This window comes from Thioclava indica (assembly GCF_000714545.1).
Classification (GTDB): Bacteria; Pseudomonadota; Alphaproteobacteria; order Rhodobacterales; family Rhodobacteraceae; genus Thioclava; species Thioclava indica.
This window is the reverse complement of record NZ_AUNB01000014.1, coordinates 1-24,297: the sequence shown is the minus strand read 5'-3', so window position 1 is coordinate 24,297 and position 24,297 is coordinate 1. Positions and strand designations below refer to the sequence as shown.

The following is a 24,297-nucleotide window of genomic DNA, read 5'->3' as shown; positions in this document are numbered from 1 at the left end:
CTCATTTCCGGTTCCTCGTGCGCGCATCCAGCAGGGTGTAAAGCAGGTCCGACAGCATGTTCAGCCCGACAAAGATCGCCCCGATCACCAGCGTCCCCCCCAGCACCGCGTTCATATCGGCATTTTGCAGCGAATTGGTCAGATATTGCCCAAGGCCAGGCCAGGCAAAGACCGTCTCGGTCAGCACAGAGCCCTCAAGCAGGCTCGCATAGCTCAGCGCCACCACAGTCACCAGCGGCACCGCAGCATTGCGCAGCGCCTGTCCCCAGATGATGCGCCATTCCGGCACGCCTTTGACGCGCGCGGTGGTGATATATTCCTGCCCCAGCTCGTTGAGCATGAAAGAGCGCGTCATCCGGCTGATATAGGCCAGCGACAGATAGCCCAGCAGCGAGGCGGGCAGGATGATATGGGAGAACACATTGGCAAACGCGCCCCATGCGCCCTGCATTGCCGTGTCGATCAGAAACAGCCCTGTCACCGGCGTGAAATCATACTCGTAAGACAGATCGATCCGACCGGGCCCCGAGATCAGGCCCATTTTGAAATAGAACAGCAGTAGCCCCATCAGACCCAGCCAGAAGACCGGCGCGGAATAGCCCACCAGCCCCACAACGCGCACAATCTGATCGACCAGCTTGCCCTGACGCACCGCGGCCCAGACGCCCAGCGGAATACCGATTGCCGTGCCCAGAATGATCGAGACCGTCGCCAGTTCCAGCGTCGCAGGAAAGACCCGCGCGATATCTTCGGCAATCGGGCGGGTCGTCAGGTTCGAGGTGCCCAGATCGCCGTGAAACACATTCACCAGCCAGATCCAGAATTGTTCGATCAGCGGCTTATCAAGGCCAAGCGCGTGATAGGCCGCATCATATTGCGCCTGCGTTGCGCGGTCTCCTACGACCGACAGCACCGGATCGACCGGCACGACACGCCCGATCAGAAATGTCACGATCAGCAGCCCCAGAAAGGTGACCGCGACTGTGCCCAATGTCGAGAGGATCTTCATGATCCAGCGGGCGCTACGGCGCCCGCTGAGAAGGGTTGTCGTCATATTATTTGGTCACATGCGCGAAGTTGTTGTCGTTAAACGACGGGCCAATGACGATGCCTTTGACATCCTTGCGCGCGCCCAGCACCTCGATTTCCTGCGCGTAGATCACGAAGGGACCGTTATCGAGCACTTTCTTCTGTTCATCGACATACATGTCGGCGCGCTTCTTGGCGTCACGCTCTAGCATGGCGGCATCGGTTGCCTTGGTCAGCTCGGGGATGTCCCAAGCGTTGCGCCATGCTAGCGGTTTCGACGTGGCATCGTCGGAATTGTCGGGGTTGAACGCAAAGGTCGACGCGTTGGTATGGGGATCCTGGAAATCCGGCCCCCAGCGCCCGATATAGATGTCGTGTTTGCGCGCGCGATATTTCGTGAGCGTCTGCTTGCCATCGCCCGGGATCAGTTCCAGATCAATGCCCGCCTTGGCCATGCTCTGTTGCATCGCCTGCGCCATCGCGGTGATTTCGGGGGTGTTACGGGTGTCCATCGTCACCTTGAACCCGTCGGGAACGCCGGCTTCTTTCAGCAGTTCCTTGGCCTTGTCGATGTTCAGACTATAGGGGTTTTCGTTATAGGCGCCCAAGAACCCTTCGGGCAGGAAGGCCTGGTGCACCTTGACCTTGCCAGACATGATCGTGTTGGCGATCGTGTCGTAATCGAGGAGATATTTCATCGCCTCGCGCACTTTCGGCTTGGACAGATATTCGTTTTTCTGGTTCAGACCGAGATAGTAAAGCGTGCCTTTGATGCCGCTTTCCAGCTCGATATTGTCGTCGCCCTTCAGGGCCGCAATATCATCCGCCGTCAGGTTGCGCGCGATGTCGATGTCGCCCTTTTCCAGCAGCAGGCGCTGGGTCGAGGTCTCGGGGATGTGGCGGTAGATCACCCGTTTCATCGTCGGGGCCTCGCCGGAATAGTTCTCGTCCCGCTCAAGGATCACGGCCTCGTTCGGGCGCCAGTCCTTGATCGTGAAGGGGCCAGAGCCCGCGTAATGCGTCTTGAGCCAGTCATAGCCGTAATCGCCATCCTTGGCGTGCTCCATCACCAGTTTCTCATCCACGACCGAGGCCACGGTTGCGGTCAGACAATACAGCGCCAGCGTCGTCGCATAGGGCTTGTCCATGGTGAAATCGAACGTGTATTCGCCGGTTTGCTTGATATTCTGCTCGACATTATCGGGCGTGAAGCCAAGCTGGCCGATGATGAAAGCGGGCGATTTATCCAGTTTGACCGCGCGCACCAGCGAGAACACCGCATCCGCTGCCGTGATCGGGTTGCCCGAGGCAAATTTGCGCCCCTCTTTCATCTTGAAATGGATCGTCTTGCCATCCTCAGAGACGGTCCAGCTATCAGCGGCGCGCCCGTAGATGTCGGACACGTCTTTCGGATTGTAGCCGATCAGCGTCTCATAGGTGTTGCCCGCGATTTCAGAGGCGGTGAATTCGAAGATTTCCGCAGGGTCAAGCGTGATGATATCGTCAATCGACCACGCCTGAATCAGCGTATCGGGCGGGGTTTCGGCATAGGTGAGCGTGGGGGCAGCACCAAGCAGCAAACTACTTACCGCGACGCTGGCCAGAAAACGGCTATGGAACATTTCGATCTCTCTCTGTTGTCATCGGTTGGTTTTAATGAGGCTCTACGCGACTCTGCCGGTCGCAGTCCGCGTTGGCCCCGGCTCCGACGTAAATTAAACCAAACGGATAAAATTTTTCGTGTCAACAATGTTTGCAAAACGTGAACGGGGCGCACAGCGCGCGCATCGCGATGCCACGTTGTGCACGCAGGTCATGCCCCGCAAAATTGACGGGTGAGCCGTGCAAGAGAGCGCATCGATATTTAACGAATTGCCACAATCATGTGCGTCGCGCCTGTTTTTCGGGCGGTGCGTGGAAATCGCTAAGCGCCCCTAATGTCGTGGTATCGGTTTCATTTCTGCCAGATCGGAGGGGTATGCTTTTGCGACTGATAGCCACTACGATAGTCCGGAACTTCCAATCGGGACGCAAACCATGGACTATCATGTCACCGCTCGCCGTATCGACAGCCATGGCTCTGAGGCCATGACGAAGGCGTGACGGGCATCGGTGAAATTGACGTTGGTAAGCAGTACAGTTTTTGGAACGATGTAAGACAATTATTAGCTGGCCAGCATACCTCCAACCTTGCAAACCCGTCATTCATGCCGGTTGCAGCATCGCGCAATAGGGGCTGAGACCTCTCGCGCGTCGCGCTTGAACACACGATCAGTGCCAAGGAGTGTTGATTGCAACCAGAAGTGATACGGGTAGCGGTATAACTTTCATAAAGTATCGTAATCGCAAGAAAGCTGGTCACAATTGTCAAAGCGATCGTCAAATCTGGAACCCCTTGACAGAGTTAGCCCGGTGGTTGGACAAAGTTTCAAGCGTGCTCTGCAAGTATCGTCTTGGGTCTTCTCGTGAGCATCAAGGTCGGTCAAAGTCTTATCGGGATATTCATTTGCCCATTGGGGGCCTTATCACCACGCGGCGGCCAGAAGGGCTCGCCCAGAAAGATCTGGTTACAGGATGAAGTTAGCTCTTTTCGCGCCGATGCTGCTGGTTTGTTTTTCGACCGCGCAGGCACAAGATGTGAATGCCCAATCGCAAGCTTCCGGTGAAACGTATTACGACAACCGCTCAACTGCGCGCGATGTGATCACCTCTTACTACAATGCGATCAACCTGTCACAATATGCACGCGCCTTCAGTTACAAGCTGCGGGGCACGCCCGAGGGCTCGGCAGAGGCGCTCAATGCGCAATATGCACTGTTTAGAGACGGCTTTGCCCATACTGCGCATGTGCGATTGCGGCTGGGCCAGCCCGTTCTGGATGCTGGTATGAGCAAGATTTACAGCGCCGTCCCGGTGGTGATCGAGGCGCTGTCAGATGCGGGCAAGCATCAGGTCTATTCGGGCTGTTATACGCTCGTGCAAGTCTCGGCTTCGGTTCAGGATTACGTCCCATTTGATCCGATCCGGATTGTTGATGCCAAACTTGTTAAGATCAGCAATAACTTTAAGATGGCTCCGATGCCAGATTGTCGGCTTTGAACATCCCAACCGCCCGCGCCCCAGCACCCGATAGGAGACTTCTCTATGACTGCTCTGCTTAGTATTCTCGCTGTAATCGTTATCGCGGTGCTTTATGTCATCTTTCTCTACAATGCACTCGTGCGCGCTCGGCAGATGACGCGTGAAGGCTGGTCGGGGATTGATGTGCAACTCAAGCGGCGCGCCGATCTGATCCCCAACCTGATCGAGACGGTCAAGGGCTATGCCGCGCATGAGCGTCAGACCTTCGATGCGGTCGTAGCTGCGCGCAACGCCGCAGTGAGTGTCGCGCCCGAGGATGTCGAGGGGCGCGCCAAAGCCGAAGGAGTGCTGAACCAAGCGATTGGCCGCTTGTTTGCCCTGGCCGAGGCTTATCCCGATCTGAAGGCCAGCGAGAATTTCCGCGATTTGCAAGGCTCTCTCTCTACGCTCGAGCAGGAAATTCAGATGGCGCGACGCTATTACAATGGTGCTGCGCGCGACCTGAACGTCAAGGTCGAGAGCTTTCCCTCCAACCTCGTTGCGGGACGGTTCGGCTTTGCCCAGCAACCCTATTTCGAGATTGAGGACGCTGCAGATCGCGCGGTGCCTTCGGCCAAGTTCTGAGGCGGGGCATGCTGCGTCGCGCGCTTGGCCTTTCGCTTTTCCTTCTGTTCGCCCTTGCGCCGGCGGTGCAAGCCCAAGAGGTCATTCGGTCGTTCCAGTCTGATATCCGGATTGCGGCGGATGGCACGTTGGATGTGCGCGAAACGATCACCGTCACGGCCGAGGGCGATGCGATCAAGCACGGGATCTATCGCGATTTCCCGCGCTATTTCGTCAAAGCCGACGGCACGTTGGGCAAGGTGTCTTTCGATGTGCAGGCGGTCACGCGTGACGGCGCCCCCGAGCCATTCACGACCCAAGCGGTCGAGGGCGGCACACGCATTCAGATCGGCAACGCGGATGAGACCGTGCCGCCGGGGGTGCATACCTATCGCATCGATTACCAAACGGACCGCCAGATCAGTTTTCGCACGGATCATGATGCGCTGGTCTGGAATGTGACCGGAACGGGCTGGCGTTTTCCGATTGAAAGCGCCCGAGCCGTGGTGACCCTGCCTAACGGGGCTCGGGTGCTATCGGCCGATACCTATACGGGGGCGAAAGGCGAGACCGGGCAGGATGCCACGGCGAAGATCTCGGGCAACCATGTCGAGTTCCAGAGCACGCGCATGCTTTACGTCGGAGAGGGTTTGACCATTGAGGCAAGCTTTCCCAAAGGCGTGGTGGCGGCCCCGACGTCTGCCCAGATCCGCGCATGGTGGTGGCGCGACAATCTGGGGGCGGTGATCGCCTACAGCGGTTTGGCGGCGGTATTCGCCTTTTTCTTCGCGCAGTGGTTCGCACGGGGACGCGATCCGAAATCGGGGATCGTCGTAGCGCGCTGGGATCTGCCCAAGGGCGTTTCCCCGGCCTTGGCAGATTATATCGACGAAAGCGGGCTGACGGGAGGTGCGTGGAGCGCGCTTTCAGCCTCGGCCATTGATCTGGCGGTGAAAGGATATGTGACGCTTGATAACCTGGATCAAGCGGTCACGATTACGCGTACATCCAAACCGGTGCCTGACGATCTGCCCGCCGGGCAGGCCGTGCTGATTAAGACCGTCGAGCAGCACGGCGGAGCCTTCACGATCGAGCGCGCTACTGGAAAGGCTGTGCAGGCGATGTCCACGGCGTTCCGCGCCGCGATAAAAGCCGAGAACCGGGATGTGTTCTTTCACAATAACCGGGGCGTGTTCTTCATCGGCCTACTCGCTTCGGTGGGTATTGCTTTGATTTGGTGTTTCACCAGCGGGCTTTCCTCTGACAGCATCAGCGCGATTGCACTTACTGGCGCCGTTCCGCTGCTTCTTGGCATTCTCATCTGGAAAGCGCTCAGGGCGCGGCGGCGGCGTATAATGGTGGCGGCGCGGCTTTTGCTCACAGTCGCGGTCATTCTGCTTGGCATGATTGGCTTGCTTGCCTTCTTGGTAGTCATCGACAGCTTTGGCGATGTCATGGGGGCAGGGGCCGCGTTGACGATGGTCTGGGGCCTCGTGGTGATGAACCAGCTTTTCTTTATCCTTCTCTCGGCACCAACGAAACGAGGGCGTGACATCCGCGATCACATCGCTGGTTTGCGTCTTTACCTGACCTTGGCCGAAAAGGACCGCATGAACCTTAGGGGCGCGCCGAAGATGTCGCCCGCACATTTCGAAACGCTGCTGCCCTACGCTGTCGTTCTGGGCGTCGAAAAACGTTGGAGCAAAAGCTTCGAGATTTGGCTCAGCGCCTCTGTCGCGGGGGCGGCAGCGGCATATGCTCCTGTCTGGTATAGCGGCACGCGCATGGGCAACGTCGCAGGTGACATCGCCTCCTTCGCGTCTTCCATGGGCTCCTCTATGGCTGCAAGCGTTCCCAAGTCTAACGCGTCTGGATCGGGGTCTTCGGGCTCCGGTGGCGGAGGAGGGGGCGGCGGCGGCTGGTAAGAGCCGCGTTGAATGGCGCTGGTTCAAGAAGGCCGTTTGCAGGCTGCTCAGGTTTTAGGCAGGTGCTCGTGTTCGTTGGGCGGTTCAAAAATGCCGCTCTATAAGCGTTTTGCCGTCTCGCGCGGTGGTTCGTTAAATTACAGATAGTTAGGTGATTTTTTACGCAATATTAGCTTTTCCCGAAGCCAAGCCTCGGAAAAAGCTTCTGCGGGCTAAGCCGGTTGCCAGAGCATGGTGCGATCAATGCGAACTGGAGAACAGGCATGGGCGATTTCGACTATATCATCATTGGCGCGGGCAGCGCTGGCTGCGTTTTGGCAAATCGACTGTCCGCCGATCCCGCCAATCGGGTTTGTGTTATCGAGGGGGGCGGTTCCGAGCGCGCGCCCAATGTGCATGTGCCTGCCGGAATTCTCTCGCTTTATGGCAACGCGAAATACGATTACGCCTATATTGGCACGCCGCAACCAGAGCTGAACAATCGCCGCATTCCGGTCAATCGCGGCAAGGCGCTGGGCGGGTCGTCGACGATCAACTCGATGGTGTTCATTCGCGGGGCCAGTTCGGATTACGATGAATGGCGCGATCTGGGGTGCACGGGCTGGGCGTGGGATGACGTGCTGCCCGTCTTCAAGGATCTCGAATCCAATCAACTGAATCAATCGCCCGACTGGCACGGATTTAAGGGCGAGGTTTTCGTCGATACCCCGCGCGACCCTAACCCATTGGATGCGAGTTTCATTGCGGCGGGGCGCGCGGTTGGGCTGCACGAAAATCGCGATTTCAATGGCGGCACGCAAGAAGGGCTTGGCATCTACAATGTCACGCAAAAGAACGGTTTGCGCTGGTCCTCCTACCGAGCGTTCCTGCATCCGGTGCGGGATCGGGAAAACCTGACTATCCTTAGCGGAACGGAAACAACGCGGGTTATCCTAGAGGGCAAGCGCGCGGTCGGGGTCGAGGTGCGCGATGACCAAGGGCTGCGCGTTTTGCGTGCGCGGCGCGAAGTTATCTTGTCGGCGGGTGCGATTGGTTCGCCCAGTTTGCTGATGCGCTCGGGCATCGGCCCTGCGGCGATGCTGAAATCCGCAGGAGTTGAGGTGGCGCATGATCTTGCTGGCGTTGGGCAGAACCTGCGCGATCATATCGATGGCATGATCACCGTGCGCTCGAAATCGACAAAGACCTTGGGGCTGTCGCTGGCCAACCTGCCTGCGATGATCGCAGCACCCTTCAAATTCCTGTTTGCGCGCAAGGGGATGCTCAGCACCAATTATGTCGAGGCCGGGGGATTTGCGCGCACGAAATATGCCGGAACCGATCCTGACATCCAGTTTCATTTCGTGCCGGGCTATCGTTCGCATCGGGGGCGGCTGGTGGAATATGGCCATGGCTATGCGGTGCATACCTGTGTGCTGCGGCCTAAATCCGTGGGTGAGATCCGGTTGGGGCGTGATGGGCAGGCCGAGATTGACCATCGCTTTTTCACCGACCCGCAAGATGCCAAAACACTGGTTGAGGGGATCAAGGTCGCGCGTTCAATTTTTGCCGATCCGGCCTTTGACGATGTGCGCGGGCGCGAAATGCTGCCCGGGGCACAGGTGCAAAGCGACGAGGAGATACTCGCATATCTGCGCGCAGAGGCGCTGACAGTCTATCACCCCGTTGGCACCTGCAAAATGGGCACCGATCCGCTGGCGGTCGTGGACCCGTCCAGTTTGAAGGTCAACGGGATCGAAAATCTGCGCGTGGCTGATGCCTCAATCATGCCCACGCTGATTGGCGGCAACACCAATGTGCCGTCGATGATGATCGGCGAGCGTTGTGCGCGAATGGTGCTGACGGGTTAGGGGGGGGCTAATCAATGCTGATGAAGGTTATGCTTTTACCTACGCCATTCCTGCGCCAATCTCTTGTCAGCAAGGCTGCAACTTCACTGGAGATCATGGGATGATCCGCACAGGTGACGACTATCGGGACTCGATCCGTGACGGGCGTGATGTATTCGTCAATGGCGAGACTGTGCGCGATGTCACCACCCATCCGATGTTTCGCCCGCTTGTGGATATCCGTGCCAAGATCTACGACATGGCCCATGCGCCCGAGACCGCGCCGATCATGACGATCAAGCGTGACGATGATGTTCAGGCGATTGGCAATGCCTTGCCCTTCACGCAGGCGGATTGGTGGGCCAAGCGGCGCGCCACAGATCTGGTGCTTGATACAGTCGGTGGGATCGTGACGCGCGTCGGCGATGAGACGGCGGGCGAGATGTGGTCGCTTTACGACGCCAAAGACGCGCTGCACGCTCTCGATCCGCAATTCAGCGGCAATATCGAAACCCATATCGCGGCGCTGACGCAGACCGACCCGTTTCACGTCTCTGCCAATACCGACCCGAAACTGGGCCAAGATAGCGACATGCGCCTGCATGTCGTGCGCGAGACCGACGCTGGTATCATCGTTCGCGGGGCAAAGTACGAAACCGCCGCCGCCTATGCCAATCAGGCATTCACAAAGCCCACGATCTCGGATTGGGGTGACGGGGACGGGAGCGCCTATGCGCTGGGCTTTATTTGCGATCTCTCGGCGCGGGGGCTGAAATTCATCTGCCGCACTGGCTTTGCCGGGCGCGCTTCGGCTGAGGATTACCCGCTGTCGAACCGCTTTGACGAGATCGATACGCTCGTCATTTTTGATGATGTGCTGATCCCTTGGGAAAACGTGCTGTTTTATCGCAGCGTCAAGGCGGCAATGATCGTGCGCGCGACGCTGCATCGCTATTCCGCCTTTGCCTTTATGCAGCGCAGCCTGAAATTCGCGGACATGATGATTGGCGCGGCGCTGTTGAACCTGCGCCAGAGTGGCTTGGACAGATTGCAGCCTGTGCAGGAAAAACTTGCCCAGCTTGCCTGCTATCGCGAGGGCATCAACGCCCATCTAAGCGCCGCACTTGCGATGGCCGAGCGCTCGCCCGGTGGGCTGATGATGCCCAACCAATCGCTGCTTTATACGGGGCGCGTGCTGGCGGGCAGCCAGTTGGCGCAGATGATGCATCTCGCGCGCGAACTGTGCGGCGGGCAGGTTAGCCTGACACCCGATATTGCCAGTTTCAAGGCGTCGGAAACCGCGCCTTGGCTAGACAAGGTCTATACGCTTGACGACGAATGGATCGCCGAGGATCGCCGCAAATTGCTGGCTTTCGCGCGTGATTTGCTCAACTCGGATTATGCTGGCCACCGCCTCAGCTTCCAGCTGTTCGCGCAATCTCCCCCTTACGCGCATCTCGCCTCGGTCTATCGCAATTTCGATTGGGACGGGCCGATTGCCTTCGTCAAAGAGGCAGCCGGGCTGAGCGAGCGGGTGATGGGGGACAAGACGCTGACCTGCGCCGACAGCCCGACCAGCCGCTGGTTTTCCAGTGCGCCCCAAGCCGTCGAAACCACGCCATGACCTTCCCCCAAACGAATTCAAGAATTCCGAAAAAGGACCCCCAAAATGACAGTTGAGAAAGTCGAGACGCTCGTCGTTGGCGCAGGCCAAGCGGGCTTGGCCATGAGCGCGCATCTGCGCAAAGCGGGCGTATCCCACCTCGTGCTTGAGCGCGACCGGATCGCGGAACGCTGGCGTTCAGTGCGCTGGGACTCGCTGGCGGCGAACGGGCCAGCCTGGCATGACCGCTTTCCGGATTTGGAATTCGAGGGGGATCCGGATGCCTTCGTCGCCAAAGACGAAGTCGCCGATTATTTCGAGACCTTCGCCAAGCAAATCGATGCGCCTGTGCGCTGCGGTGTCGAGGTCAGTGAAGTGGTGCGCAACACAGGACGGCCGGGCTTTCACGTCACGACCTCGCAGGGCGAGATCGAAGCGGACTATGTCGTGGCCGCCACCGGAGCATTTCAACTGCCGGTGATCCCGCCGGTTGTGCCTGAAACGGAAGGGTTGACGCAGATCCATTCCAGCGCCTATCGCAATCCGGCGCAATTGCCCGAAGGGGCCGTGCTGGTTGTCGGGGCGGGTTCGTCGGGCGTGCAGATTGCCGATGAGCTATTGGCGTCGGGGCGCAAGGTCTATCTTTCGGTCGGCCCGCATGATCGCCCGCCGCGTCGCTATCGCGGGCGCGATTTCGTCTGGTGGCTGGGCGTTCTCAACAAATGGGATGCCGAGGCCACGCCCGGCGTCGAGCACACCACGATCGCGGTGAGCGGTGCAAATGGCGGTGAAACGGTCGATTTCCGCAAACTGGCCGCGCGCGGCATGGTGCTGCTGGGGCGCACCGAGAGCTGTCAGGACGGGGTGCTCAGCTTTGCCTCTGATCTGGTCGGCAATATCGCGAAGGGCGATGAGAACTACCTCTCCCTGCTGCGCGAAGCCGATCAATATGTCGAGCGTAACGGCATTGATCTGCCCGAGGAACCCGAGGCCCATGAAATCGGCCCCGATCCAGAGTGCATGCGTGAGCCGATTGCGTCGCTCGATCTCGCACAGGCGGGGATTACCACGATCATCTGGGCGACCGGTTTCGGGGTGGATTATAGCTGGCTCAAGGTCGATGCGTTGGACGCGGCAGGGCGTCCGGCCCATCAGCGCGGTGTGTCAACCGAACCCGGTGTTTATTTCCTCGGGTTGCCGTGGCAGACGCGGCGTGGCTCTTCCTTCATTTGGGGGGTGTGGCATGATGCAAAATATGTCGCCGACCACATCTGCAAACAACGCGCCTATCTGGAATATCGCGCCGCCGATGCGCCGGTCTCCGAAAACGCGTAATCTTTCTTTCAAACACTCCACGGAGCGCCCAATGGCCCATACCCGCATTCGCAAATTCAATACCAAGGACACCTATCCCGAGCAGAACCTCGACAATGACCTGTGCCAAGCTGTCGTTGCGCGGGGCGCGACGATCTTCTTGCGCGGCCAATGTCCGCAAGAGCTTGATACCGCTGCAGATATCGGCAGTTCTGATCCGGTCGAGCAGACCCATAAGGTGATGCAAAACATCCGCCAGTTAATCGAAGAGGCGGGCGGGGACATGTCGCATCTGTGCAAGGTGACGGTGTATCTGACCGATGTGCGCCATCGCGAGGCGGTCTATCGTACGATGGGTGAATATATCAAAGGCGTGCATCCTGTCTCGACAGGGGTCGTAGTGACCTGTCTGGCGCGCCCCTCGTGGCTGGTCGAGATCGACGCCACGGCCGTCATTCCCGATTGAGGTGGTTCAGCTGGGCGCTGCGCCCCGCCGGTAGTGAGACAAGCACAAAGGACAACAGAACATGACATTTTCCATCGTGGCGCGTTGCGCCCAAACCGGACAATTCGGGATGGCGATTTCGTCTTCGTCACCCGCTGTTGCTGCGCGCTGCGCGTTTGCGCGTGCCGGAGTTGGTGCGGCGGCGACGCAGAACGTGACCAATCCCGCGCTTGGGCCGCTGATGCTTGATGAAATGGCGGCAGGGGCAGATGCGCAGCAAGCGGTGGATGCTGCAATCGCGGCGGATGGGTTTGCCGATTACCGCCAATTGCTGGCCATTGACGGCGCAGGACATTGCGCGGTGCATTCGGGCACGCAGGCGCTGGGCCTTTGGACATCAGCGCTGGGGCGCGATTGCGCGGCGGGGGGCAATCTGCTGGCTGATGAGGGCGTGCCTGCGGCAATGGTTGCGGGGTTTGAACAGGCCGAAGGCGCACTTGGCGATCGTTTGATCGCCGCGATGCGGGCCGCAATCGAGGCGGGCGGCGAGGCTGGTCCCGTCCACTCCGCAGGGCTCTTGATTGTTGATCGCGAAAGCTGGCCCTATGCCGAGTTGCGCATCGATTGGATCGAAACAGACTGCCCCATTGCGGCAATGGCGCGCGCTTGGGAGGTCTATAAACCGCAGGCCGACGACTACGTGACACGTGCGCGCAACCCAAGTGCCGCCCCCTCTTATGGCGTACCCGGAGACGAATGAGGATTATGATGCAAAGCCACGATTACTATCTTCGCGCGGCCTCGGCCATGTCGTTTCGCAACCAATGCTGGATCGACGGCAAATTCATCCCGTCTTTATCGGGCGCAAGGTTTGACTGCGTAAACCCCGCGACGGCCAGCGTATTGACCGATGTCGCCAAGGGCGGCGCGGCGGATATCGACCGCGCCGTCAGTGTCGCGCGTGCGGCGTTCGAAGACGGGCGCTGGTCGAAACAGACGCCGGGAGCGCGCAAGGAAGTGCTGCTACGCCTTGCCGCGCTGTTGCGCGAAAACCTTGAGGAATTCGCGCTGCTCGACACGCTGGATATGGGAAAGCCGATTTCGGAAACGGTGAACGTGGATGTTCCCGGGTCTGCGCATTTTTTCCAATGGCACGCCGAGGCCATCGACAAGCTTTATGACGAGGTTGCCCCGACTGGCGGGCGCGATATTGCGATGATCCGGCGGGTGCCCTTGGGCGTTGTGGGCGCGGTCGTGCCGTGGAACTTCCCGCTTGATATGGCTACATGGAAACTTGCGCCTGCTTTGGCTGCGGGCAATTCCGTCGTGCTCAAACCCGCAGAACAATCGCCGCTTTCCGCGCTGCGGCTGGCCGAGCTGGCCGCCGAGGCCGGGCTGCCCGATGGCGTGCTGAACGTCGTGACCGGCTTTGGCGAAGATGCGGGGCAAGCGCTTGGCCGTCACCCGGATATCGATTGCCTCGTGTTCACCGGCTCAACGGCGGTGGGTAAGATGTTCCTGCGCTATTCGGGCGAAAGCAACATGAAGCAGGTCTGGCCGGAAACGGGGGGCAAAAGTCCTAACCTCGTTTTTGGGGATGCCGATCTTGAGGCGGCGGCTGAAAAGGCGGCCTTCGGCATATTCTTTAATCAGGGCGAGGTTTGTTCGGCCAATTCGCGACTTCTGCTGCATGAAAGCATCGCGCAAGAGATGATCGAACGCTTGAAGACCCATGCCGAGGCGATTGTGCCGGGCGATCCGCTCAATCCGGCGACCAAGATGGGCGCGATGGTGGATGTCGAGCACGCCGCGCGCGTTGAGGGGTTCCTGAAATCGGGGCGCCAGTCGTCGCGACTGGTGGCTGGGGGCGAGCGAATGACGATCAACGGATCGGACGCGTTCATTCAGCCCACGATTTTCGCCGATGTTCCCCGCGATGCACGCATCGTGCGCGAGGAGATCTTTGGTCCGGTGCTGAGCGTGCAGACCTTTGGCAGCGATGAGGAGGCGATCGCGCTGGCCAATGATTCCGTTTACGGCTTGGCCGCCTCGGTCTGGACCAAGGATCTGAGCCGCGCGATGAGTGTCTCGGATGCGCTGGTGGCTGGGACGGTGTCGATCAATACGGTTGATGCGCTCAGCGCGATGACCCCGTTTGGCGGCGTCAAGCAATCGGGCTTTGGCCGTGATCTGTCGATCCACAGTTTTGACAAGTACACGGCGCTCAAAACCGTCTGGATCAGCTATTGACGGGGCAGGGGATGCAGGGCAGCTTACAATAAGGGAGAGGCTAACCTCAGATCGAATTGGATGAGTTATGGCCTTGCGCATCACTCTTCGCCAACTTGAATATTTCGTTGCTGTCGGCGAGTGCGGCTCGATCGCGCTTGCCGCCGAAAAGGTAAATGTGTCTTCGCCGTCAATTTCTTCGGCGATCTCGCAGCTTGAAGCGGAATTCGGGTTACAGTTATTTATCCGCCGCCATGCCCACGGGCTGTCGCTGACGCAGGGCGGGGCGCGGTTCATGGATACCGCGCGCGAGGTGCTTGAACGTGCAGGCGCGCTGAATGATTTGGCGAATGACATTACCGGAAAGGTGCGTGGTCCGCTTAATGTCGGGTGTCTGATCACCTTCGCGCAGATCGTTTTGCCCCAGCTCCGACGCAGTTTCATCGATACCTATCCCGAGATTCAGTTCCACCAGTTCGAGCGTGATCAGCAGGAATTGTTTGACGCGCTGCGCTCGGCCCGGCTTGATATCGCGCTGACCTATGATCTGAACGTGCCCGCCGATCTGGAATTTGTGCCGCTGATCGATTTGCCGCCCTTTGCGCTTTTGCACGAAACCCATGAACTGGCCCATCTGGAAAGCGTTTCGCCTGCCGAACTGTCGGATTATCCGATGGTTCTGCTCGATTTGCCCATGAGCGCAGAGTATTTCCTGTCTTTCTTTACCAAACTCGGGATCTCTCCGATGATCGAAGAGCGCACGCGCGATATCGCGGTGATGCGTTCCTTGGTCGCCAACGGGTTTGGGTATGGTTTAGCCAATATCCGCCCCGTGACCGAGCTTGCGCCCGACGGGCGAAAGCTATGTCTGGTGCCGTTGACGGGGCCGGTGCGCAACTTGAAACTTGGACTTCTGATGAGCGAGGGGGCGCGCAACTCGCGATCCATCCGCGCCTTTATCGAACATGCGACTGCAAGGATCACGCCCGATAACGCGCCGGGGCTGCAGGTGCGCCCCAAGGGGCTGCGCCACGCCTTTTAGCGTTTCGCAAAACGCACATTACCTTAGCCCTTCGCCAAATAAATAAGCGATTAGGCGTTGGCTAACTCAAGCTTCCGCAAGGTGTAATTTACTTGATCCGCTTTGCGTTGGATCGTCGCTCCAGAACTGAGCCAATGACAGGGCTGGTAAGGAGACGACGGTGCGCAATCCCAATTACGACATTCTGTTCGAGCCGGCCAAGATCGGCCCGCTTACCGCAAAGAACCGCTTTTATCAGGTGCCCCATTGCAATGGCGGGGGCTATCGCGACCCGACTGCGGCGGCCACGATGCGCGGGATCAAGGCCGAGGGCGGCTGGGGGGTGATTTTCACCGAACAGACCGAGATGCACCACACGTCAGAGATCACGCCCTTCATCGAGCTGCGACTTTGGGATGATGCCGATATTCCCGCGCTGCGTCGGATGTCAGAGGCGATGAAGACGCGCGGTGCGCTGGCGGGGATTCAGCTTGCCTATTCGGGGATCAATGGCCCTAACCTCTATTCCAAGGAGGTGCCGCTCGCGCCCTCTGCCTTGCCAATCCGCACCTTCACCAACGATCCGGTGCAGGCGCGCGCGCTGGACAAGACTGATATCAAGGACCTGCGCCGTTGGTTCGTGAATGCGGCGAAACGCTCAAAGCTGGCGGGGTTCGATCTGATCTGCCTTTATGGCGCGCATGGCTTTGGGATCTTTCAACATTTCCTAAGCCGCGCGACCAATCAAAGAACCGATGAATACGGCGGCAGTCTGGAAAATCGCGCCCGCTTCGTGAATGAGGTGATCGCGGATATGCGCGATGCGGTCGGCGACACGATGGCGCTGACGCTACGGGTTAGTCTGGATGAGCATATCGGCAAGCTGGGGTTCTCAAATTCCGAGCTGCGCGAATTTATCGAGATGAACGCCGATCTGCCCGATCTCTGGGATCTTGCGCATGGCACCTGGGAAGATTGCTCGGGGCCGTCGCGCTTCAAGGATGAGGCCGCGCAGGAAACGCTGGTAACGGGGATCCGCGAGCTAAGCGCGAAACCCGTGGTCGGTGTGGGGCGGTTTACCTCGCCCGATGTGATGGCACGGCTGGTGCGCCAGGGGGTGCTTGATTTCATCGGTTGCGCACGCCCGTCCATCGCCGATCCCTTCCTGCCCAAGAAGATCGAGGAAGGCCGGATCGAGGACATTCGCGAATGTATCGGCTGCAATATCTGCATCACCGGCGACATGACGATGTCAATCTCGCGCTGCACGCAGAACCCGACCTTCATGGAGGAATGGCGCAAGGGCTGGCATCCCGAAACGATGAACGCCAAAGGCGATAGCTCGAATGTGCTGATCGTCGGGGCAGGGCCTGCGGGTCTGGAAGCGGCGCGCGCGTTATCGGTGCGCGGCTATGACGTGGCGCTGGCGGAGGCGGGAACCACATTGGGCGGGCGCGTTGCAAAAGAACGCCTGTTGCCAGGGCTGTCGGCTTGGGGGCGCGTTGCGGATTATCGCGAGTATCAGTTGTCGCAGCGCCCCAATGTCGAAACCTATTTTGACAGCAAGCTAAGCGCCGAAGAGATCTTGGAATTCGGCTTTGAGCATGTGGCGATCGCGACGGGGGCGCATTGGCGGGCCGATGGCGTGTCGCGCCAGCATGTCGTGCCGATGCCCGCCGATCCCGCGATGCCGGTCTATACGCCTGATGACATCATGGCTGGCAAGCTGCCCACGGGCGAGGTCGTGCTGTTTGACGATGATCATTATTACATGGGCGGGGTGATCGCCGAGCTTCTGGCCAAGGCGGGGTGCAAGGTGACCTTGATTACCCCCTCTGCCTATGTGTCGGACTGGACGCGCAACACGCTGGAACAGGGCGCGATCCATGCGCGTCTGATCGAGGCGGGCGTGAAGATCGTGCTCAATACCGGGATCGCGGCGCTTGCAGCGGACGGGGTCGAAACCGAATGCGTCTACACCGGTGCAAAAGGACATGTTCCTTGCGCGGCGGTCGCGATGGTGGCCTCGCGCATCGGCGATGACGCGCTGTATCAGGATCTGATGGCGCGTCAGGATAACTGGGCGGATGCGGGGATCAAATCGGTCAAGGTAATCGGCGATGCCTGCGCGCCGGGGCCGATTGCCTGGGCCACCTATGCCGGCCACCGCTATGCCCGCGAACTCGACATGCCCGATATCGGCGATGCGTTGCCCTTCCGCCGCGAGGTGACCGAACTTGCGTAACATCTTGAATCCGTCCGCGGCAGGGGCCTGCCGCCCGTGCCTTCTAATTAAGGAGAGCAAAGAATGAGACGCGGAGAAGCGGTCGAAGTTTTCAATGTCAGCAAGATGTTTGGCACCTATCAAGCCCTTGATCAGGTCAGCTTCACGATCAAGGAGAACGAGTTTTTCACCCTGCTCGGCCCCTCGGGATGTGGCAAGACCACGTTGCTGCGCATGATCGCGGGGTTCGAACGTCCCAGTGAAGGCTCGATCAGCCTGTTCGGTGCGGAAATCGCCTCGCTGCCCCCCCACAAGCGCCACGTGAACACGGTGTTTCAGTCCTACGCGCTGTTTCCACATATGTCGCTGGAGCAGAACATTGCGTTCGGCCTTGAAAACCTCGGCTGGGCCAAGGCGAAGCGGCAGGCGCGCGTCGCCGAGATGCTTGAGTTGGTGCATATGTCCGATTTCGCCAAGCGGCGCCCCGATCAGCTTTCGGGGGGGCAGCGTCAACGCATTGCACTGGCCCGTGCGCTCGCGCCCGAGCCGCAGGTGTTGTTGCTGGATGAACCGCTTTCGGCGCTTGATCTGAAGCTGCGTCAGGCGATGCGTGACGAGCTGCGCGCATTGCAGCGCAAGACCGGCATCACCTTTGTCTTTGTTACGCATGATCAGGACGAGGCGCTGGATATGTCGGACCGGATTTGCGTGCTCGGGCAGGGCCAGATTCAGCAGATCGGCACGCCCTCCGATATTTACGAAGAGCCGCAAAACCGCTTTGTCGCGGATTTCATCGGGGCCACGAATTTCCTTGAGGCCGAGGTGGTCTCGTTGAACGGTGATCAGGCGCAAATCCGTACAGCTTTGGGGCTGGAATTCACCGCCGCGCAAAAAGGCGTGCAAGGGCCCGGTGCGGCCACGATGTCGCTGCGCCCCGAGAAAATCGGGCTTGAGGAACAAGCGTCAGGTAATGTGTTCACCGGAACGATCCGGTCGCGCAATTATATGGGCGGGTTCACCCATTACGCGGTTGAGACCGCCGGGATTACGCTGCAGGTGTCGCGGCGCAACGCGCTTTCGCATGCAGAAAGCTATGACATCGGGCGTGAAGTCAAACTCGGGTTCCGCGATGAATCCGTTCGGGTGTTGGGCCAATGAGGCGCGGGTTCCGGTTCTGGGGGCTGGTGCCTGCCTGGGTCTTGATGCTGGGCACTCTGTTAATCCCGCTGATGATCGTGGCAATCGTTTCGGTTGCCCAGCGCGGGGCGTATGGCGGGTTCGAATGGGCTTTCACGCTTGAACCCTACCGGCAGATCCTGTTCTCGGTGGGTTGGACAGATGAGCTGGAGTTCGACCCGAAATATCTTTTCGTCATCGGCCGGACCCTTGTGTTGGCAGGCGCGACCACACTGATTTGCATGATGCTTGCGCTGCCGGTGGCCTATGTGATCGCGACCCGCACGCCGCGCATGAAAACGGTGTTGATCTATCTGGTGACGCTGCCGTTCTGGGTGTCGATGATTGTGCGCGTCTATGCGTGGCTGATCATTCTTGGCAATGACGGGTTTGTGGGGCGCATCTGGCACGCGCTGGGCGGGCAGGGGACATTGCTGTTCACGCCCGGTGCGATGCTGGTGGGCATGGTTTACAGCTATATCCCCTTGATGGTGCTGCCGGTGTTTGCCGCGATTGAAAAGCTGGATCCCGCACTGCTAGAGGCAGGCGGCGATCTGTATGCCAGCCGCTGGACCACCGCACGCCGCGTGATCTTGCCCCTGACATGGCCGGGGCTGGCGGCGGGTTCGATCCTTGTGTTCGTGCCAGCCCTCGGGACCGTTCTTGAACCGATGCTTTTGGGGGGCGGCAAGCAGATGATGATGGGCACGCTGATCCAGACCCAGTTTGGCAGTGCGCGCAACTGGCCGTTCGGGGCCGCGATTGCGCTGGTTTTGATGGTGATGGTGGTGATCGTGCTGGTTCTCAATGCCCGCCGCGCGATGCGCAAGGAGGCAAGATCATGAGTGCCAATCACGATGTGCGCCACTACCCCGGCGCGGGGCTGATGACGACGGTGTTCTTTCTTTGGCTTTATGCGCCTATCGTCGTGGTGATCTGGTTCTCGTTTAACGAAAACCGCCTTGTCTCGGTCTGGAGCGGATTTTCTACCAAGTGGTATACGGCTGCGCTGGCCAATGATGCGCTGATGGATGCGCTGCGCGTTTCACTGACGGTGGCGGGAATTGCGACGGTGATTTCGACCACTGTCGCCCTTTGCGCGGCAATGGTGCTTAGTCGCAATTCCGATCTGCGATTTGCCAAGCTGTCAGAGACGGTGGTGAACCTGCCCCTGCTGCTGCCCGAGATCGTCGTCGCGGTGGCCACGCTTATCTTGTTCTCGCAACTGGAGTTCACCAACGGGTTGTTGCGGCTGATCGTGGCGCATAGTGCCTTTTGCACGCCCTTCGCCTTTTTGCCCATTCGCGCGCGGCTGCAAGGCATGAGTGCCGATTATGAAGAGGCCGCGCAGGATTTATATGCAACGCCATTCACCGCCTTTCGTCGCGTCACGCTGCCGCTGATCATGCCCGGCGTCTTTGCCGGGGCGATGCTGGCCTTTGTGATCTCGATGGATGATTTCATCACGTCAAACATGCTCGCAACCGGCGGCACTACGACACTGCCGGTCTACATATTCAGCCTGATCAAACGGGGCACGACCCCCGAGCTGAACGCAATCTCGACATTGCTGATCGTGGCTTCCCTCGTCATCGCGACGCTCGCCTTGGCCTTGTCGGCCCGCGCGATGCGCCGTGCATGAACTGCATAACAACAAGAAACCTACAAAAAACCAACGAACCCAACAGGAGATCAAAAAGATGAAAACCAAACTTACGCTCGGGGTCGCAATCAGCACCTTGCTTGCCATGCCCGCTTTCGCCGAAGGCACGCTCAACCTTTACACTTGGTCGGATTCGATTGCGCCCGAACTGATCAAGAAATTCGAGGAAAGCACCGGCACGACGGTGAATATCGATGGCTTCAACTCCAATGAAGATGCGCTGACCAAGCTTCAGGCAGGCTCGTCTGGCTATGACGTGGTGACGCCCTCGCAGCATTTCGTGAAGATCATGATCGATCAGGGGCTGTTGGAAAATATCGACGCCAAGGATATGGCCGCTTTCGCGCAGGTTGATGATAAATGGAAAAACCAGTGGTGGGATCCCGATAGCAACTATTCGATCCCGCTGGCCTATGGCACGGCTGGCTATACCGTCAATCGCGACGAATACAGCGGTCCGGTCGATAGCTGGAAAGCCTATTTTGAGCCTGACGAAAGCATGAAAGGCAAGATCGCTTCGCTGGCTAGCCCCGATGAGGTCATAGGCGCTGCCGAGCTGTATCTTGGCGTGCCGTTCTGCACCGAGGACAAGGCCGAGATGAAAAAGGTCTATGACTTGCTCATGGCGCAAAAGCCCTATGTGGCCGCCTATAGCTCGGACAATATCGAAAACCGGGTCGGTTCGGGTGAGGTCGCGATGCATTTCTGGTGGGACGGCAATTCGCTCAAGACGCGTCTCGATGGGGCAAATATCGAATATGCGATGCCCAAAGAAGGGCTCGTCGGCTGGCTTGACAGTTTCGTGGTGCCTAAAGGTGCCAGCAATGTTGCCGCTGCCAAAGAGTTCATCAACTTCATGTCGCAAGAAGAGAACGCCACGATCCAGTATAACTATTACGCGCACTCCTCGCCGGTGAAAATCGACGTGAGCAAGGCGAAATACACCCCCGAGAACGCACCCGAACTGTTCCCGACCGTGCCGATGGAATTCTCGCGGGCCTGCTCACCTGCTGCACAGGATCTGATCACCAAGGTCTGGACGGACCTGCTGCAATAAGTTCTACGCCCCGCCCGCATTCTTGCCGGGCGGGGTTTTTCTCAAGGAAGGGGGCTGGCATGGCCGAGCGGATCGAGATCGTTAACGCGCGCATGGCGGATAGCGGTGCGCCACTGTCAGTCCGCCTTGACGGAGAGCAGATCGAATGGGTCGGGCCGCCCGAGGATATGCCCAACGACGCCAGTATCACGCGCCGGATCGACGCGCAGGGGCAAGTCCTACTGCCGGGGTTTTGCGACAGTCACCTGCATCTGTTTTGGGGCGGGGTGACGCTGGATCAGCTCGATATGCTTCAGATTACGGATCGCGAGGCCGCCACATCGGCGCTGCGCGCCTTTGCCAGCCAACATCCCGACGAGCAGCTCCTGTGCGCCTTTTCGGCGAATTATACGTTTTTGGGCGCGGGTACGCGGCCCGACCGCCATGCGCTTGACGCGATAGTGCCCGATCGCGCGCTTCTGATCATGGCGGTGGATGGGCATACCGCGTGGGCCAATAGCGCGGCGCTTGAATTGGCGGGGCTGACGGACGCGGTGCCGCACCTGCGCGGGGCCGAGGTCGTTTGCGACACAAGTGGCGCCCCGACCGGAGAGCTGCGCGAGGGCGGCGCGATGGATCTGGTCCAGCGTTTTGCTGCCAATGGTGGGCGCGAGGGGATTTGCATGGCCGGTGACGAACCCGCCGCCAGCGCGTCTGATCGCGCGCGCGACAAAGCCACTTTGCGCCGCGCCCTTGCGACCTGCGCAAGCTACGGGATCACGACTGCCGTGAATATGGACGGCAACCTCTATCAGGCATCGCTGCTGGGCGAGATGGCGCAAGCCGGAGAGTTGCCGATCCGCGTCAGCCTGCCCATGCGCATCGCCCCCCATCACGACGCCGCGCGGATCGCTGCGCTGATTGAGGCCGCGCAACAACCGCCAATCGGTAAGCTCAGCTTCGGGCGCATCAAGATGTTTATGGATGGCGTCTTTGACAGCTGGACCGCTTATCGTACCGATGATTACCCCGGCCGTGAGGGGGATCGCGGAGAGCCCTTGTTTACGCCTGCGCAGTTCAACGCGATCTGCTGTCAGGCCGATGCGGCGGGTCTACAAATTCAGGTTCATTGCGTGGGGGACGCGGCGGTGCGCGCCACGCTGGACGGCTATCAAGCGGCGCAACAGGCCAATGGCGCGCGCGATGCCCGCCACCGGATCGAGCATATCGACCTGCTGCATCCCGATGATCTGAAACGGTTTTCCCAGCTTGGCGTCGTGGCCTCTATGCAGCCGGTGCATCCGCCCGGATCCAGCGGCTTGCCGCTTGAACCCACAGTGTCGATTATCGGGCGCAACCGCTGGGGCGATACCTTCCCGTGGGCGGCTTTACATCATGCGGGCGTGCCGCTGGCTTTCGGCACAGATTGGCCGACGGCGCCACTTTCACCGTTCAACGCCATCCATGCTGCGCTTTCGCGCCAGCCTTGGGCGCCCGATTGTCCCGATCAACGCCTTCCGCTGAGCGAGGTGTTGCACGCTTATACAGCGGGCGGTGCCTATGCTGTTTTTGCTGAAGGCGCGCGCGGCCATCTTGCGCCCGCGCAACAAGCCGATCTTGTGCTACTTTCGCACGACCCGCATGATCTGGCGCTTGACGCGACCACCTGTCACGCCACGCTGACAATCTGCGCGGGCGACATTATCCACGAGGTATCCCGGTGAAACTGAATCGTATCGAGGATTTGCTGGCCCAGCTTGTAGCCTTCGCGACGGTTTCGTCGCAGTCCAACCTTGCGATGATAGATTGGGTGGAGGATTTTCTCATCCAGGCGGGGTTCGACGTGCACCGCGTGTCCGCCAAGGGGGAGCCAAAGGCGGGCTTGCTGGCGAAATTCGGGGCAGGCGAGGGGGGCACGTTGCTGTCCGCCCATAGCGATGTGGTGCCGGTCGCGGGACAGGCTTGGAGCAGCGACCCCTTCACCCTGACCCGACGCGACGATCGGCTGGTGGGACGTGGCGCAACGGATATGAAAGGGTTTCTCGCCTGCGTCCTTGCCTTGGCCGAGACCCTGCCGGCCCGCCCGCCTACGGCCCCCGTCATGATCGCACTCAGTTGGGACGAGGAACTGGGCTGTCGTGGCATCGCACAGATGATCGACCAGGTCCTTCCCACCCTTGGCCGCCCCGATCTGTGCATCGTGGGCGAGCCGACCCTGATGCGCCTTGGCACCGGGCATAAGGGCAAGACGAGCTACCGCGCGATTTGCCATGGCGAGCCCGGCCATTCCGCGATGGCGCCACGGTTTCGCAATGCACTGCATCTTGGCGCGGATCTGATCAATGCGCTGCGCGAGGAACAGGACTGGCTGCAAGCTGAAGGCGCGCGCGAGCCGGGCCATGAAATCGCGTATTCCACGGTCCACGCTGGAAAAATGACGGGCGGGGTTGCGCTTAATATCGTGCCCGAACGCGCCGAGATTGATTTCGAGATCCGCGCCATTGCCGCCGATGATCCAGAGGAAATCTTGTCCCGGATCATAAGACGTCTCCCCGACGGGATCGAGATCACGACGACGGGCAGCTATCCGGGACTGAGTGCAGAGGCCGACCACCCCGCTTTCGCAAACCTGCGTGGATTGCTGCCTGACCCCGAGCCGGTCAAAGTCTCGTATGGGACCGAGGCGGGGTTTTTTGCAGCCCTTGGCATTCCCACAGTCGTTTGTGGCCCCGGAACGATGCGCGATGGGCACCAGCCCGATGAGAGCATCGCGTGCAGCGAACTGGCGCTTTGCGCGCAAGTTCTGCAACAGTTACTTCGGCCCTCTGGTGAAAAAGGGTAAAAAGCGGCATCTGCTTTCGCATGCTCTAGACCTTCATCCGCGATGGGGCGATCATCATGCGAGGAGCCGGCGCCCCTATACCGATCCGCAGCAACGGGCGGGCTTGGAACGAAGACTGCGCTGCGGCAATAGTACGAAACGAGATCCTGCGCGCGACGCCACGCCTTGAAAGACGCTCTGGAAACGATGGGCGGACTATCACGGTTAAGTCGGGTCGAGGCGAATCCTCTCATGGTTTGCCTGCAAACCACGAGTATCCGTATTGATCAAGCGGGAT

Annotated in this window: 20 protein-coding genes and 1 tRNA gene; 17 read left to right on the top strand and 4 right to left on the bottom strand. The window is 59.5% G+C overall.

Features of this window, described 5'->3' with window-relative positions:
- Position 1 precedes the first annotated feature (1 nt).
- Both DT23_RS04980 and DT23_RS04975 read right to left on the bottom strand, forming a co-directional pair.
- The gene (locus DT23_RS04980) at positions 2–1,009 is read right to left on the bottom strand and encodes an ABC transporter permease (protein ID WP_240473548.1); all 1,008 of its coding nucleotides are present in this window, start codon (positions 1,007–1,009) and stop codon (positions 2–4) included.
- Positions 1,010–1,055: 46 nt separating this feature from the next.
- A complete protein-coding gene (locus tag DT23_RS04975) occupies positions 1,056–2,651 on the bottom strand; it encodes an ABC transporter substrate-binding protein (protein WP_051697052.1) in 1,596 nt (531 codons plus the stop codon).
- A gap of 952 nt (positions 2,652–3,603) precedes the next feature.
- Here DT23_RS04975 and DT23_RS18425 point away from each other — a divergent pair.
- From DT23_RS18425 to DT23_RS04900, 15 genes are all read left to right on the top strand, one after another.
- Positions 3,604–4,128 carry a hypothetical protein gene (locus tag DT23_RS18425; RefSeq protein WP_051697051.1) on the top strand — a complete coding sequence of 175 codons (525 nt, stop codon included), beginning with the start codon at positions 3,604–3,606 and terminating at the stop codon, positions 4,126–4,128.
- Positions 4,129–4,173: 45 nt separating this feature from the next.
- On the top strand, positions 4,174–4,734 hold the full coding sequence (locus DT23_RS04965) for a LemA family protein (RefSeq protein ID WP_038128908.1): 561 nt from the start codon (positions 4,174–4,176) through the stop codon (positions 4,732–4,734).
- An 8-nt stretch (positions 4,735–4,742) separates the two neighbouring features.
- Positions 4,743–6,638 (top strand): DUF2207 domain-containing protein, encoded by a 1,896-nt coding sequence (locus DT23_RS04960; protein WP_038128906.1) that lies wholly within the window; start codon positions 4,743–4,745, stop codon positions 6,636–6,638.
- A 263-nt stretch (positions 6,639–6,901) separates the two neighbouring features.
- Entirely contained in the window at positions 6,902–8,488 is a 1,587-nt protein-coding gene (locus DT23_RS04955; RefSeq protein WP_038128904.1) for a GMC family oxidoreductase, read from the top strand.
- A 100-nt stretch (positions 8,489–8,588) separates the two neighbouring features.
- On the top strand, positions 8,589–10,091 hold the full coding sequence (locus DT23_RS04950) for a 4-hydroxyphenylacetate 3-hydroxylase family protein (RefSeq protein WP_038128901.1): 1,503 nt from the start codon (positions 8,589–8,591) through the stop codon (positions 10,089–10,091).
- Between the two features lie 45 nt (positions 10,092–10,136).
- On the top strand, positions 10,137–11,405 hold the full coding sequence (locus DT23_RS04945) for a flavin-containing monooxygenase (protein ID WP_038128899.1): 1,269 nt from the start codon (positions 10,137–10,139) through the stop codon (positions 11,403–11,405).
- Positions 11,406–11,436: 31 nt separating this feature from the next.
- Positions 11,437–11,850, top strand: coding sequence for a RidA family protein (locus tag DT23_RS04940; RefSeq protein ID WP_038128896.1), 414 nt, complete (start codon positions 11,437–11,439; stop codon positions 11,848–11,850).
- A gap of 61 nt (positions 11,851–11,911) precedes the next feature.
- Positions 11,912–12,589, top strand: coding sequence for a DUF1028 domain-containing protein (locus tag DT23_RS04935; protein ID WP_038128894.1), 678 nt, complete (start codon positions 11,912–11,914; stop codon positions 12,587–12,589).
- Between the two features lie 5 nt (positions 12,590–12,594).
- Positions 12,595–14,079: an aldehyde dehydrogenase gene (locus DT23_RS04930; RefSeq protein ID WP_205618217.1), complete on the top strand. Its 1,485-nt coding sequence runs from the start codon at positions 12,595–12,597 to the stop codon at positions 14,077–14,079.
- Between the two features lie 67 nt (positions 14,080–14,146).
- Entirely contained in the window at positions 14,147–15,100 is a 954-nt protein-coding gene (locus DT23_RS04925) for a LysR family transcriptional regulator (RefSeq protein ID WP_038128891.1), read from the top strand.
- Between the two features lie 160 nt (positions 15,101–15,260).
- Positions 15,261–17,324: an oxidoreductase gene (locus DT23_RS04920; RefSeq protein ID WP_038128889.1), complete on the top strand. Its 2,064-nt coding sequence runs from the start codon at positions 15,261–15,263 to the stop codon at positions 17,322–17,324.
- 63 nt (positions 17,325–17,387) lie between these two features.
- Complete coding sequence (locus DT23_RS04915) at positions 17,388–18,461, top strand: ABC transporter ATP-binding protein (RefSeq protein ID WP_038128888.1); 1,074 nt, start codon at positions 17,388–17,390, stop codon at positions 18,459–18,461.
- Positions 18,458–19,324, top strand: a complete 867-nt coding sequence (locus DT23_RS04910; RefSeq protein WP_038128885.1) for an ABC transporter permease — start codon at positions 18,458–18,460, stop codon at positions 19,322–19,324. Before DT23_RS04915 ends, DT23_RS04910 begins: the two co-directional genes overlap by 4 nt.
- The gene (locus DT23_RS04905; protein WP_038128884.1) at positions 19,321–20,121 is read left to right on the top strand and encodes an ABC transporter permease; all 801 of its coding nucleotides are present in this window, start codon (positions 19,321–19,323) and stop codon (positions 20,119–20,121) included. The genes DT23_RS04910 and DT23_RS04905 overlap by 4 nt, the downstream gene beginning before the upstream one ends.
- Positions 20,122–20,179: 58 nt before the next feature.
- Entirely contained in the window at positions 20,180–21,199 is a 1,020-nt protein-coding gene (locus DT23_RS04900) for an extracellular solute-binding protein (protein ID WP_038128970.1), read from the top strand.
- Between the two features lie 218 nt (positions 21,200–21,417).
- On the opposite strand, the gene DT23_RS19375 is transcribed toward DT23_RS04900, so the two are convergent.
- Together DT23_RS19375 and DT23_RS19370 are read right to left on the bottom strand one after the other, a co-directional pair.
- Positions 21,418–21,681 (bottom strand): hypothetical protein, encoded by a 264-nt coding sequence (locus tag DT23_RS19375; RefSeq protein WP_156023862.1) that lies wholly within the window; start codon positions 21,679–21,681, stop codon positions 21,418–21,420.
- 158 nt (positions 21,682–21,839) lie between these two features.
- Positions 21,840–21,931, bottom strand: a tRNA-OTHER gene (locus tag DT23_RS19370).
- Here DT23_RS19370 and DT23_RS19365 point away from each other — a divergent pair.
- Together DT23_RS19365 and argE are read left to right on the top strand one after the other, a co-directional pair.
- Positions 21,919–22,902, top strand: coding sequence for an amidohydrolase (locus DT23_RS19365; RefSeq protein WP_156023861.1), 984 nt, complete (start codon positions 21,919–21,921; stop codon positions 22,900–22,902). The genes DT23_RS19370 and DT23_RS19365 overlap by 13 nt on opposite strands.
- Positions 22,899–24,020, top strand: coding sequence for an acetylornithine deacetylase (argE, locus tag DT23_RS04890; RefSeq protein ID WP_240473544.1), 1,122 nt, complete (start codon positions 22,899–22,901; stop codon positions 24,018–24,020). The genes DT23_RS19365 and argE overlap by 4 nt, the downstream gene beginning before the upstream one ends.
- Positions 24,021–24,297 lie beyond the last annotated feature (277 nt).